We start from the raw sequence: 12,439 nt of genomic DNA on the forward strand, positions 1-12,439 counted from the left end.
AGGGACTGAAGTGTATGTGTAAAAAAAGCTATTCATTAATAGTGGGTAGCTTTTTATTTTTTTCGCGAAAGCGTTATTATTTTTTACACTACTTAGTATCCAAAATCCTCTTTTATTTTATCAGCTCGATCAAGCATAAGATCTTTAGTAAGAAAAGAAACTTCTTCTAATAGGTATGCATTTTGATAAGTGCGCATCGCTTTCTTAGGTTCCCCAGCCTTTTCAAGAGATAAAGCTAGGTAGTAATTACCTAGCATAGTCTCTGGATATTGTTTTCTAGCTAGTTGCCCCAGGTTTGCAAGCCCCGTCCAGTCTGCCTTTTTTTCTAATGCAGTAGCTGTAGCTACGTAATCATTAATACGTATAGGGTCATCTAGTCCAAAAAGATCTTTTACGGTGGTGTATTTGTCTATAAGATAATCGTAGGGAGCGTCGCTTTTAAGTAAGCGTTCTTTGTATTCTGTCTTACTTATAGGTCTATACACAGAAAACATTTGCTCTAATGCCTTTGGTATAGCTCTACCCACAAGAGAATAATGGGTTGCTCCTTCAAAATTGTCAAAATTGTATTGCAAGCTTTCATTCTTAACTTGTTTAATCTGGCCGTCTAGCTGGATAATAGAGTTGCGTAGGGCTCCTATATCTTCGGTTCCAGTAGCGAGGTAATAAAAGAGCTTTTGATCGATGGCTCCTAACCTAGCAGTAAGTCGTTCTTCCATTTGAGGAGCGATGTCTGGGCTAAGAGATATATATCCTTGAAAGAGTGCTGGGTCTTTCATAAGGTAGTAGTTCATAAAATTTGCTGTGAGATCGTGACCTACGGCAATTCTAAAAGTACTGGTTCTATAGTTTTTATCTAGATAAGGCATTAACTCTAGCCCTATAAATTCAAAAAACGAAGCGCCAGTGTCTGAGGGTAAATTGCTCGCCTCATCATAATAGGTATCGTCATTACGGCTATCTACTTGATTAATGCCTACAACTATTACCTGTGGCATTTCTTCCCAGTAGCTGTAGTAATCTACATTACCAGCAACGGGCTCAAAAAGATAATCACCGTCCATAACAATGATGATAGGGTAGGTTTTATCGACATTGCCCTCGTAATTACGAGGTAGCTGTATTTTAAGTTGTCTCGTCTCTCCTAAAATATCTGAGGAAAGCTCTTTGTAGTCTATTTGAGCAAATAGGGGGAGGCTTAAAATACTGATAATGAGTGTAAAAAAACGTAATTTCATTTGGGGCTTGTTTTAGATTACTAAGCCCTAAAGTAGTAAAAAATTTAGCGTTTATTGAATATGAGTACTATTAAGGCACAAATACCTCCTACTACAACGTTAAATATAGTTTGAGTACCCCAGAGTAACCATCCAAAAACGACTCCATCTTCATACCCAAAGAATGTAAAAATAGCACCCATTGCTATAGGGTAAACACCCATACCAGCATTAGTCGCACTCATAGCAAATGCTCCTATTACAAAAGAGGCGAGAATTACTCCTAGTGGTGCGCTTGCGATACCTGGCACTGTAAATTTCATCACCCAGAACATTCCTATATACATAAGCCATATAAAGATGGTGTGAAAAATAAAAGCACTATTATGCTCCATTTTAAGTATGCTCTTAATACCATCTAAAAGGCCAAGGCCAAAATCTCTTATCTTTTTAATAAATGGATGAGAAGAAGTTTTAAGCAATCTTAACCCAGCGATTCCAGCCGTAATTCCTAAAATAAGTAATATGATAAAACCTGTAGGATTTGCATTTTCTTTAAAATAAGAAACAAGAGCAGTAGACTGTAAAACAACTGCAGTGGCCATCACTAGTAAAAGTACAATCAAGTCTGCAATGCGCTCTGCTACTATGGTGCCAAAGGCTTTCTCAAATGGTATGTTATCTGTGCGTGATAGCGACACTCCTCGTAGTACTTCTCCAGATCGTATAATAAAGGTGTTTGCAAAGTAGCCTATGAGAATAGCCATAAAGCTTGATCGTAATCTTGGTTTATAGCCTAAGGGTTCTAAAAGAAATTTCCAGCGATAAGCTCTTGAAAGATGACTAAATAACCCAAAAAGTAATGAGATAATTATCCATATAGGGTCTACTGTTTTTATAGCCTCCCACATATCACTGCGCTCTGCACCACTCATTTTACTAAGTTGATACCAGACCAAAAAAACTCCCACGAGTGGGAGTATAATTTTAAGGGCAAGGCCTGTATGTTTTTTTGTAGACAATGCTTACTTAAGTAAGTTAGTCTCTTCATTAGGAAAACAAAGCGTAGGTTTAAATTCCTTAGCTTCATCTAGTTCCATAAAGGCGTAGGTGATAAGGATGAGAATATCTCCCTTTGCAACCTTACGAGCAGCTGCGCCATTAAGAGTGATTTCTCCACTGTTACGTGGTCCCGGGATAGCATACGTTTCAAGACGTTCACCATTAGTCACATTTACAATTTGAACTCGTTCTCCTTCTATAATTTTTGAGGCATCCATAAGATCTTCATCTATGGTAATACTTCCTATATAGTGTAGTTCTGCACCCGTTACTTTAACGCGGTGTATTTTTGATTTTACAACATTTACTAGCATAGTGCAAAGGTAATAATAAGGTGTTTAATTTAAAGCGATGTTATCTATAAGTCTCACCTCGCCAGCATAAACGGCAAGGAAAGCTCGATATTGTTGATTTTTACGCTTTCGCGAAAGCGTACGAAGATTTTTAACATTTACAATCTCAAAATACTCTAGTTCCAGTCCGTCCTTTTCTTTGTAAATAGATTCGATATATGCTTTTAATTCTCGTGCCGAAAGATTGTTGAAGTTCTTTCTAGCATATGTTAAAGACTCGTAAATAAAGGGTGCAATCTCTAGTTGATGCTTTGTAAGTCGCGAGTTTCTACTACTCATAGCGAGTCCATCTTCTTGACGATGTATGGGGCAACCTACAATTTCTAAATCTAGATTTTCTATATCAACGAGCTTGCGCACAATGGTGAGTTGCTGGAAATCTTTTTCGCCAAAATATGCCTTATGAGGATTAACTTGTCTAAAAAGAATATTCAAAACAGTACCTACACCATCAAAATGTCCTGGGCGATGCTCTCCTTCCATTACGGTTTCTAAATGGCCAAAATCATACCCCTTTGAAGACACGTTATTGCCATAGATTTCTTCTGGTAAAGGATTGTAAACAGCGACTTTAGAGCCATAGTGAGATAAGAATGCGAGATCCTTTTCTATGGTTCTGGGATACTTTTCTAGATCTGTAGCGTTATTAAACTGCGTGGGGTTTACAAAAATACTTACCACAATAAGGGCACAGTCTTTGAGTGCATAGTCTATTAGTGAGGCGTGGCCATTATGTAATGCACCCATTGTGGGTACAAAACCTACGGTTTTACCTTTCGCTTTTGCTTGACTGACGATTTTAGAAATCTGATTATGAGCTGTGATTGCTTGCACTTTACCAAAATTTTAACGGGGTGCAAACTTACTAATATTAACCCTAAGTGCGTAAAAATTCGTACTTTTGCGTGTTTTTTGAATAGAATAACAACCTAATTTTACATATATGAAAGATAAGAGGATATTGTACGTGTCATCTGAAGTGATTCCTTATCTACCAGAGACCGAGATTGCCTCTATGTCGTTTGAAGCTCCTCAAATGGTTAATTCCAAGGGAGGGCAAATACGCATATTTATGCCTCGCTACGGCAATATTAATGAGCGCAGGCACCAACTACACGAAGTGATTAGGCTATCAGGGATGAATCTTGTGATCAATGATTTTGATATGCCACTTATAATCAAAGTTGCATCTATACCTAAAGAACGTATTCAGGTTTACTTTATAGATAACGAAGAATATTTTAAGCGTAAAGCGACCTTTACAGACGAAGATGGAAATCTTTTTCCTGATAATGACGAGCGTGCTATTTTCTTTGCAAAAGGAGTGGTGGAGACGGTTAAGAAATTAAACTGGGCTCCAGATATTATCCACGTTCAAGGATGGCTAGCATCTTTATTACCATTATACCTAAAGCAATATTATGCTAGTGAGCCGTTGTTTGCACAAAGTAAGATTGTAACATCTGTGTATAATCAAGGTTTTGAAGGTTCATTAAATAGTGAGTTGCTCAACAAAGTTGCTTTTGATGGAGTTGATCCAGAAACGATTAAAGAGCTTGAAGATCCTACGTATGAGAACTTAATGAAGGTGACTATTAAAAACAGTGACGCTGCTATTATAGGTTCACAAGACTTAAACGAAGATTTACTTAAGATTTTAAATACAACTAAAATCCCTGTTCTACCGTATAAGAAGAAGGAGGAGTTTCCTCAGGCTTACGAAGATTTTTACACAGCCCAAGTTTTAGAAGAATAGATAGTTGCTATGAAATTGAATAAATTATTTAAGCAAGCACTTACAGTAGTGGGTCTTGCATTATTGATTATATCTTGTGAAGATGAGTTTGGTTCTATAGGAACTGACATTGTAGGGCAAGTAAATTTTGAAACAGAGGTAGCTCAAGATTTTGATATTGCAGCATATAGCCGCAACTATGCAGATGCTTCTGGTTTTAATGGAGTACAGACTAATGGTTCTCAAATTGGGGTTGTAGGTTATTACAACGATCCTACGTATGGATCTACAACTAGCAATTTCCTTTCACAAGTTGCTTTGTCTCGTACTAATCCGGATTTTGGAGATAATACCGTAGACAATCCTACTGTAATTGATTCAGTAGTATTTTCACTAGCATACTTTGCTACTAATGAAGGTACAGATGATGATGGAGCTTCTACGTATACAATAGATTCTATATTTGGAAATACACCTGGACAGATGAAATTATCTGTATATAGGTCTAATTTCTTTTTAAATAGCTTAGATCCAAATTCAGATTTTGAAGATGCAGCATTATATTTTTCTAATGAGATTGGAGATTTTGCTGGTGTAGAGGGGGATTTGCTGTTTGAAGTAAGAGATGTTAATAGTGATGGGGAGATGGAAGAAGGTTTTGTGCCAAGCGCAGAGGAGCTTGTTCTTAAAGAGCCAGTTCTTGATGATGATGGAAACATACCAGAAGATCCAGAATTTGAAGTTTCAGATAGATTAAGCCCAAGAATAAGATTGTCTTATGATAATACGACTACAGTTGGTGCAGATGTGGTAGCCTACTGGCAAGAAGCAATTATAAACCAAGAAAATACTGGAGTGCTTCTTAATAGTAATACATTCAACGATTATTTTAGAGGTCTTTATTTTAAGGCAGAGGCTATTGATGATAAAGGAAGTACTATCTTATTCAACCTTACAGGGGTAGATGTTACTATATATTATAGCTTTGAAGGAGATGATGACTCTGGTGAGCCTGGTGAGTCTACAGATGATGGTAAGGGTGATATATCACTCTCTTTAAATGGTGTGCGTGCTATAGGGTATACTAACGACTTTGGAATAAGTCCTATAGGTACAACAACTTTTAATGATAGCCAGAATACGGTAGATGGAGAAGAAAATTTATATCTGAAAGGTGGTGACGGTTCTATTGCACTTATAGATTTATTTGGGGCAGATGCAGATGCAGATGGTGTTGCAGATCAACTAGAAGCATTACGTTCTTGTAATATTTTAATCAATGAGGCAAACCTCACATTTTATGTAGATCAAGATGATTTAGCAGACACGGGTGCTGGGCAATTAGAGCCAGAACGTCTCTTTATTTATGATTATGAAAATAATAGTACACTTTTAGATGCTGCTATAGATGTTACAACTGGAGCTATAGGCCCTGTGGATACTCGTGTTAATCACTTAGGAAGACTTACACGTGAGACAGAAGGAGATCTAGATAGTGATGGAGTGAGTTATAAAATTAGAGTAACACAGCATATAAATGACATTGTTCAAAACGATTCCACAAATGTTCGACTAGCACTTGCTGTTTCTCAAAATGTAACACTTGAGAATACTGCACTTATAGGTGGTACGGGAGATTTAGAAGATGGTCAAAGAGTGCCATTGTCTTCTGTTATCTCTCCAGAAGGAACGATACTACACGGTAGTGCGAGTCCAGACGAAGAAAAACGTTTGAGACTAAGAATTTTTTACACATTAACAGAAGAAATAGATCCTACTAGCCCTTGTGGTATAGCATTAGGACTTTAAAAAATAAAATTACATATGTGCGGAATTGTAGGTTACATAGGTCATAGAGAAGCATATCCTGTAGTAGTACAAGGTTTAGAAAGGCTTGAATACAGAGGTTATGATAGTGCAGGTATAGCGCTGTATGATGGAACTGACGTTAAGTTTTCTAAAACAAAAGGAAAAGTTGCAGACTTACGAGCTAAGCTCGAAGCAGATATCACTACAACCGGTGGTATAGGAATAGGTCATACAAGATGGGCCACTCACGGAGTGCCTAACGATGTTAACTCCCACCCGCACTTTTCAAATTCTGGAGATTTAGTAATAATACATAATGGTATTATTGAAAACTACGATCCACTACGTCAAGAGCTTATTTCTCGTGGCTATACGTTTGAGTCTGATACTGATACAGAAGTTCTTGTAAACTTAATAGAGGATGTCAAGAAAAACGAAGGTGTAAAGCTTGGTAAGGCTGTGCAAATAGCGCTTAATCAAACTATAGGCGCCTATGCAATCGCTGTGTTTGATAAAACAAAGCCAGACGAGATTGTTGTGGCAAGATTAGGTAGTCCGCTTGCGATTGGTGTAGGCGAAGATGAGTTCTTCATTGCATCAGATGCGACTCCTTTTATTGAGTATACAAAGAAAACCATCTATCTTAAAGATGGTGAGATGGCGGTAATACGCAATCATAAAAAATTAAAAGTACGTAAGATTAAAGATGACTCTTTAGTTGATCCGTATATAGAGGAGCTTCAGCTTAATCTTGAGCAAATAGAAAAAGGTGGTTATGATCACTTTATGCTTAAGGAAATTTATGAGCAGCCTCAAGCTATTAAAGATACTTTCCGTGGGCGTATGCTTGTAAAAGAAGGTATAATTAAAATGGCAGGTATTGATGATAATATCGAGAAGTTTAAAAACGCTCGTCGTATTATCATTATTGCCTGTGGTACTTCTTGGCACGCAGGTCTTGTGGCCGAGTATATTTTTGAAGAATTTGCTCGCGTTCCTGTAGAGGTTGAGTATGCATCAGAGTTTAGATATCGTAATCCGGTTGTCTTTAAAGATGATGTGGTAATTGCTATCTCACAAAGTGGTGAAACAGCAGATACAATGGCGGCTATTAAACTTGCCAAAAAACAAGGAGCATTTGTATTTGGAATTTGTAACGTAGTAGGTTCATCTATATCTAGAATTACAGATGCTGGGGCCTATACACACGCAGGTCCGGAAATTGGGGTTGCATCTACAAAGGCATTTACAACACAGATTACCATACTTACGCTTATCGCACTTAGGCTAGCGCAAGCTACAGGTAAGATGGCAGAGTCAGAGTTTAGAAGTTACCTTCAAGAACTAGAGAGAATACCTGGAAAGGTAGAGAAAGCTCTTAAGTGTAATGATCAAGCAGAGCTCGTAGCAGCACAATATAAAGATGCGCCTAATGCACTTTACCTAGGTCGTGGATACAACTTCCCAGTAGCGCTAGAAGGAGCATTAAAGCTCAAAGAAATCTCATACATACACGCAGAGGGATATCCAGCAGCAGAGATGAAGCACGGGCCTATTGCTCTTATTGATGAGATGATGCCAGTTTTTGTAATCGCTATGAGAAAAGGCCATTATGAGAAAGTGGTAAGTAATATTGAAGAGATTAAAGCACGTAGTGGTAAAATAATAGGTATTGTTACAGAAGGTGATACAGAGGTAAAACGTCTTGCAGATCACATTATCGAAATACCAGAAACACTTGAGCCACTCACACCTATACTTGCAACCATACCGCTGCAATTACTGTCTTATCACATCGCTTTGATGCTTGATAAAAACGTAGACCAGCCACGTAATCTTGCAAAGTCTGTTACGGTGGAGTAGGTAGTAAATAATTAGAATCTTTTAGAAGGATATTTTAAACTTGAGTTTAAAATATCCTTTTTTTATGCGTTACTTTTTGGCCGGGCTCAAAAGTTTTTGTCATAGAAATTATCACGGGTAATAACCGTAACCCCTAGTTTTTAGTACGCTTTCGCGAAAGCGTAATCATCACTAAAAAAAGCACTTCAAAAACTTACACTTTACACTTTTGCATAAAAAATTAAACAGTATCTTTGCACGACGAAAAACGACAAGTTTTTCGCTATTATTTTGCTAAACATTAATATAGAGACTAATGTCACAAGTTACAGGTAAAGTTGCACAAATTATAGGCCCAGTAGTAGATGTCGCTTTTGAGAGCGGAACTGAGTTACCTAAAATTTACGATTCACTAGAAGTTACAAACTCAAACGGAACAAAATTAGTTCTTGAAGTACAGTCACACATTGGAGAGAATACAGTACGTACAATCTCAATGGACTCTACAGACGGATTAAGCCGTGGGGTGGATGCTGTTGCAACAGGATCTGCTATACAAATGCCTATTGGGGCAGATATTTATGGTCGTCTATTTAATGTAATAGGTGATGCTATTGATGGTATGGATGATCTTCCTAAAACTGGAGATGCAGGTTTACCTATACACCGTAGCGCACCAAAATTTGAAGACCTATCAACATCTACAGAAGTACTTTTTACAGGTATTAAAGTAATCGACCTTATTGAGCCTTATGCAAAAGGAGGTAAGATTGGATTATTTGGAGGAGCAGGAGTAGGTAAAACAGTACTTATCCAAGAGTTGATTAACAATATTGCAAAAGGTCACGGTGGTCTTTCTGTATTTGCAGGAGTAGGAGAGCGTACACGTGAAGGAAATGACCTTTTAAGAGAGATGCTTGAGTCTGGTATTATCAAATACGGAGATGACTTTATGCACTCTATGGAAGAAGGTGGATGGGACCTTTCTAAAGTAGATAAAACTGCGATGAGAGACTCAAAAGCAACTTTCGTATTCGGACAAATGAACGAACCACCAGGAGCACGTGCACGTGTGGCACTTTCTGGACTTACTATAGCTGAGTACTTCCGTGATGGAGCAGGAGAAGGACAAGGAAAAGATGTACTTTTCTTCGTAGATAACATCTTCCGTTTTACTCAAGCAGGATCAGAAGTATCTGCACTTCTTGGGCGTATGCCATCTGCCGTAGGTTACCAGCCTACACTAGCAACAGAGATGGGTGCGATGCAAGAGCGTATTACTTCTACAAAGAGAGGATCTATTACATCTGTACAAGCGGTTTACGTACCTGCAGATGACCTTACCGATCCAGCACCAGCAACAACCTTTGCTCACCTTGATGCAACTACAGTACTTTCACGTAAGATTGCAGAGCTTGGTATTTACCCAGCGGTAGATCCACTAGACTCTACATCACGTATCCTTACTGCAGATATCTTAGGTAATGAGCACTATGAGTGTGCACAAAACGTAAAAGAGCTTTTACAGCGTTATAAAGAACTTCAAGATATTATTGCCATCTTAGGTATGGAAGAATTATCTGAAGAAGATAAAATGGCCGTAGGACGTGCACGTCGTGTACAACGTTTCCTTTCTCAGCCATTCCACGTAGCAGAGCAGTTTACAGGTATCCCAGGAGTACTGGTAGATATTAAAGAAACTATCAAAGGATTTAATATGATTATGGACGGAGAGTTAGATCACCTTCCAGAAGCAGCATTTAACCTTAAAGGAACTATCGAAGAGGCAATCGAAGCAGGAGAAAAAATGCTTCAAGAGGCTTAAGAGATTTTTAATTACGCTTTCGCGAAAGCGTACTATAAATTATAAACTATGCATTTAGAAATTGTAACTCCAGAGGCATCTCTAGTAAGCGGTGAAGTATCATCGGTTACCGTACCAGGTGTTAATGGTGAATACCAAATGTTAGATAATCACGCAGCAACTGTTTCTTTACTAGTAGCAGGTACTGTAAAATTTGAAGGAAATCCTACTATAGCCGATGGTCAAGAAGGTAAATTTACCAAAACACCAGACGGTAAGTGGTCACTTGTAATTGCTAGTGGTACTGTAGAGATGAACAACAATAAAGTGATTGTGCTAGCAGATTAAAGCGCATTAACATACATTATTAAAAGCCCAAATTCTTATGAGAATTTGGGCTTTTTTGTATTATTAAAGTATGATAAAAGAAGATGTAGTTATATCTCAAGGCTCAAGGTCGTTACTTGAAAATATTATTGCGGCTACTTGTTATACAGCGACTTTGTTTTGTTTGTATCAATCTTTTGTAGACTTAAAACACGTAGGAGGGTATGCTTATTTTGGTACTACTTGCTTTATGTTTGGTTTACGATATTCTATCTCAAAATATTATCGTTTTAACTTTAAGAATCATCGCTTTAGAGATATGTCTACTATAGGCATTATTGAGTGGGGCAATTGGGTGCAATATGAAGAGTTAAGTTATGTTGCCGTTTTTCTTAACCCTAAAGATTTCTACGAGATTAATTTATGGTACGATGAAAAACGACATTTTAACCTTTCTAATTATCAAGATTTAGATGATGCACTTGATGTAGCTCGTGGTATAGCTCTACAGTTGGAACTAGATGTTTATGATGCGGGTACAGACCCATATAATACGAAATGGCTTTAGGCCTTTATAGCTATTTTTATGTAGAATACTCTAGTATATCGCCAGGTTGACAATCTAAGGCCTTACAGATAGCCTCAAGCGTAGAGAAGCGCACTGCCTTTGCCTTACCAGATTTGAGTATAGAAAGGTTTGCTGTGGTGATGCCTATTATTTCTGCGAGTTCTTTGCTCTTCATCTCACGATCTGCAAGCACCTTGTCTAAGTTTATTGTTATAGGCATAGGTTATATGGTTAGATCGTTTTCAGATTTGAGGACGTGTGCATCCTTTAATACCGTAGTGATTGTTATGATCGCTAGCCCCAATATGATAGTGTAGCTATTCTCAAAGGCATTAATAACCATTTGAGGAGCTTCATTAGTTTCAGCTTGATTAAAATAGCTCATTAGGTATAATCTCCAGCAAAGAGAAATAATACCGTATGCGATAAAGGCTACAGCTCCAAAATTGAGCACCTTGATACTTCTCAAGTTAAAGTATCCATATTGTATCATAAACCACAGTCCCTTAGCGACAAGTAAGTGAGCTGCACATAGCACAATGATAGTTGCTACATAAGTTATGATGAGTAAATGACCTTCACCATCTGCATTGAGAAGATCATCTAGGGAGTTATAAAAGGTGATGTTGAAGATGACCTTAGCTAGATTTAAAATAAGTAAGCCTACAATTACGCCCAGAAGTAGTTTTATGTTTTTCATAATAGAAAATTATATTGTCAAATCATTTTCAGACTTGAGTTGGTAGCCCGTTCGAGCCATATCTGCTATGATAAGCACTATGAAGCCAAGTAGTCCTACTAGCAGTCCTATTAAAATATTGTTTAGTAGTATTCCTCTCAGGTTACCAGCAAAGAACCGTATGCTGTCAAGAATGGCAGAAATAGTTCCAACAATTAAAAAGATATAACCTGCATATTTCATATGCTTTTTAGAAATAGTTGTAAAAAATCCCTTCTTTAAAATTTCATAAATACACTTAAGGCAAATGATGAGGCCGGCACAAATTGATATAATCAATAACTTATCTATGAAGTAATCAAATTCACCAAAGATCATTTCACTTTTTCTAGCATCTACTATTAATTGATAATTATCTAATAGAATAATACTCTGTATAATTCCTAAGGTGTAGCCAAAAAGTAGTAGTGCAATTATGCCAAATAATATTTTAAGTTTATTCATCTGATGTGTTTATATAGTTAGATTGTTTTCATTTTGTAAATCTCTTGCTTGCAAAAATGCTTGTCCAAAATATTTGAGAAATAAACCTAAAATCACAAAAAAGAATGGGCTTAAGATTGTCTCTATGACATCTATTTTAAATTTAGACGTAAGAAATAAGGGTGTAATAATTGATAGTATTGCAAGGCTGTAGCCAATAAATATTAGAAGTTTACCTGCTTGCTTTAGTTTTGATGCTACTGGCTCTGAAAATGAAAAGCCTTTCTTGAGAAAGGGGATGGTCTGTTTTAAGTGTGAAACCACTCTTATGAACAAGTAGTAGATAGCAAAATAACTAAAAAGAATAACGAGAAATTTCCAGCTTCTTAGATTATAGGCGCTAGTAGGTTCTAAATTGTTAATGTTAAGAATATCGCCTCTAATAATACCTATTATAACCCCTGCAATGCCTAAGACAAATAGTATCTGCAATGCAACAAAAAAGATGTTAATAGTTTTTTCTAGCTTAAGTAATAGATTCATTTAATTATCGTTTTACA

The 12,439-nt window shown here is 37.1% G+C and carries 14 protein-coding genes; 6 read left to right on the plus strand and 8 right to left on the minus strand.

Features of this window, described 5'->3' with window-relative positions; genetic code table 11:
- Positions 1 to 92: 92 nt before the first annotated feature.
- Genes ACJJVM_RS08975 through panC form a run of 4 tightly spaced genes read right to left on the minus strand, consistent with a single transcriptional unit; the run spans position 93 to position 3,466 of the window.
- Positions 93 to 1,238: an alpha/beta hydrolase gene (locus ACJJVM_RS08975; RefSeq protein WP_299148815.1), complete on the minus strand. Its 1,146-nt coding sequence runs from the start codon at positions 1,236 to 1,238 to the stop codon at positions 93 to 95.
- 44 nt (positions 1,239 to 1,282) lie between these two features.
- Positions 1,283 to 2,239, minus strand: a complete 957-nt coding sequence (locus ACJJVM_RS08980) for a lysylphosphatidylglycerol synthase transmembrane domain-containing protein (protein WP_405211465.1) — start codon at positions 2,237 to 2,239, stop codon at positions 1,283 to 1,285.
- 3 nt (positions 2,240 to 2,242) lie between these two features.
- On the minus strand, positions 2,243 to 2,593 hold the full coding sequence (gene panD, locus ACJJVM_RS08985) for an aspartate 1-decarboxylase (protein WP_035325908.1): 351 nt from the start codon (positions 2,591 to 2,593) through the stop codon (positions 2,243 to 2,245).
- Between the two features lie 24 nt (positions 2,594 to 2,617).
- Positions 2,618 to 3,466 (minus strand): pantoate--beta-alanine ligase, encoded by an 849-nt coding sequence (panC, locus tag ACJJVM_RS08990; RefSeq protein WP_405211466.1) that lies wholly within the window; start codon positions 3,464 to 3,466, stop codon positions 2,618 to 2,620.
- Between the two features lie 109 nt (positions 3,467 to 3,575).
- Between panC and ACJJVM_RS08995 the strand changes: the two genes are divergently transcribed.
- The 6 genes from ACJJVM_RS08995 (at position 3,576) to ACJJVM_RS09020 (ending at position 10,717) form a co-directional block, all read left to right on the plus strand.
- On the plus strand, positions 3,576 to 4,388 hold the full coding sequence (locus ACJJVM_RS08995) for a glycogen/starch synthase (protein WP_298349194.1): 813 nt from the start codon (positions 3,576 to 3,578) through the stop codon (positions 4,386 to 4,388).
- Positions 4,389 to 4,397: 9 nt separating this feature from the next.
- Complete coding sequence (locus ACJJVM_RS09000) at positions 4,398 to 6,176, plus strand: DUF4270 domain-containing protein (RefSeq protein WP_405211467.1); 1,779 nt, start codon at positions 4,398 to 4,400, stop codon at positions 6,174 to 6,176.
- Between the two features lie 15 nt (positions 6,177 to 6,191).
- Entirely contained in the window at positions 6,192 to 8,039 is a 1,848-nt protein-coding gene (gene glmS, locus ACJJVM_RS09005; protein WP_299151056.1) for a glutamine--fructose-6-phosphate transaminase (isomerizing), read from the plus strand.
- Between the two features lie 295 nt (positions 8,040 to 8,334).
- Positions 8,335 to 9,843, plus strand: coding sequence for a F0F1 ATP synthase subunit beta (atpD, locus tag ACJJVM_RS09010; protein ID WP_035334816.1), 1,509 nt, complete (start codon positions 8,335 to 8,337; stop codon positions 9,841 to 9,843).
- A gap of 48 nt (positions 9,844 to 9,891) precedes the next feature.
- Positions 9,892 to 10,170 (plus strand): F0F1 ATP synthase subunit epsilon, encoded by a 279-nt coding sequence (locus ACJJVM_RS09015; protein ID WP_035325900.1) that lies wholly within the window; start codon positions 9,892 to 9,894, stop codon positions 10,168 to 10,170.
- A 70-nt stretch (positions 10,171 to 10,240) separates the two neighbouring features.
- Positions 10,241 to 10,717, plus strand: a complete 477-nt coding sequence (locus ACJJVM_RS09020; RefSeq protein ID WP_405211468.1) for a hypothetical protein — start codon at positions 10,241 to 10,243, stop codon at positions 10,715 to 10,717.
- 16 nt (positions 10,718 to 10,733) lie between these two features.
- Here the strand turns inward: ACJJVM_RS09020 and ACJJVM_RS09025 are convergent, their stop codons facing one another.
- The 4 genes from ACJJVM_RS09025 to ACJJVM_RS09040 are packed head-to-tail and all read right to left on the minus strand — an operon-like array spanning position 10,734 to position 12,422.
- The gene (locus tag ACJJVM_RS09025) at positions 10,734 to 10,937 is read right to left on the minus strand and encodes a helix-turn-helix transcriptional regulator (protein WP_035334814.1); all 204 of its coding nucleotides are present in this window, start codon (positions 10,935 to 10,937) and stop codon (positions 10,734 to 10,736) included.
- Between the two features lie 3 nt (positions 10,938 to 10,940).
- Positions 10,941 to 11,417 carry a hypothetical protein gene (locus ACJJVM_RS09030; protein ID WP_405211469.1) on the minus strand — a complete coding sequence of 159 codons (477 nt, stop codon included), beginning with the start codon at positions 11,415 to 11,417 and terminating at the stop codon, positions 10,941 to 10,943.
- A 9-nt stretch (positions 11,418 to 11,426) separates the two neighbouring features.
- Complete coding sequence (locus ACJJVM_RS09035; protein WP_405211470.1) at positions 11,427 to 11,900, minus strand: DUF2975 domain-containing protein; 474 nt, start codon at positions 11,898 to 11,900, stop codon at positions 11,427 to 11,429.
- 9 nt (positions 11,901 to 11,909) lie between these two features.
- Positions 11,910 to 12,422, minus strand: coding sequence for a hypothetical protein (locus tag ACJJVM_RS09040; RefSeq protein ID WP_405211471.1), 513 nt, complete (start codon positions 12,420 to 12,422; stop codon positions 11,910 to 11,912).
- Positions 12,423 to 12,439 lie beyond the last annotated feature (17 nt).

The sequence above is a fragment of the Dokdonia sp. Asnod2-E02 genome, assembly GCF_045063915.1.
GTDB lineage: Bacteria > Bacteroidota > Bacteroidia > Flavobacteriales > Flavobacteriaceae > Dokdonia.

Excerpts from the sequence above, each read along its gene's own strand:
- ACJJVM_RS09030 (WP_405211469.1), bottom strand. The coding sequence starts at position 11,417 with ATGAAAAACATAAAACTACTTCTGGGCGTAATTGTAGGCTTACTTATT.
- panD (WP_035325908.1), bottom strand. The coding sequence starts at position 2,593 with ATGCTAGTAAATGTTGTAAAATCAAAAATACACCGCGTTAAAGTAACG.
- ACJJVM_RS08975 (WP_299148815.1), bottom strand. The coding sequence starts at position 1,238 with ATGAAATTACGTTTTTTTACACTCATTATCAGTATTTTAAGCCTCCCC.
- ACJJVM_RS09020 (WP_405211468.1), top strand. The coding sequence starts at position 10,241 with ATGATAAAAGAAGATGTAGTTATATCTCAAGGCTCAAGGTCGTTACTT.
- atpD (WP_035334816.1), top strand. The coding sequence starts at position 8,335 with ATGTCACAAGTTACAGGTAAAGTTGCACAAATTATAGGCCCAGTAGTA.
- ACJJVM_RS09040 (WP_405211471.1), bottom strand. The coding sequence starts at position 12,422 with ATGAATCTATTACTTAAGCTAGAAAAAACTATTAACATCTTTTTTGTT.
- glmS (WP_299151056.1), top strand. The coding sequence starts at position 6,192 with ATGTGCGGAATTGTAGGTTACATAGGTCATAGAGAAGCATATCCTGTA.
- ACJJVM_RS09025 (WP_035334814.1), bottom strand. The coding sequence starts at position 10,937 with ATGCCTATAACAATAAACTTAGACAAGGTGCTTGCAGATCGTGAGATG.
- ACJJVM_RS09015 (WP_035325900.1), top strand. The coding sequence starts at position 9,892 with ATGCATTTAGAAATTGTAACTCCAGAGGCATCTCTAGTAAGCGGTGAA.
- ACJJVM_RS09035 (WP_405211470.1), bottom strand. The coding sequence starts at position 11,900 with ATGAATAAACTTAAAATATTATTTGGCATAATTGCACTACTACTTTTT.
- ACJJVM_RS08995 (WP_298349194.1), top strand. The coding sequence starts at position 3,576 with ATGAAAGATAAGAGGATATTGTACGTGTCATCTGAAGTGATTCCTTAT.
- ACJJVM_RS09000 (WP_405211467.1), top strand. The coding sequence starts at position 4,398 with ATGAAATTGAATAAATTATTTAAGCAAGCACTTACAGTAGTGGGTCTT.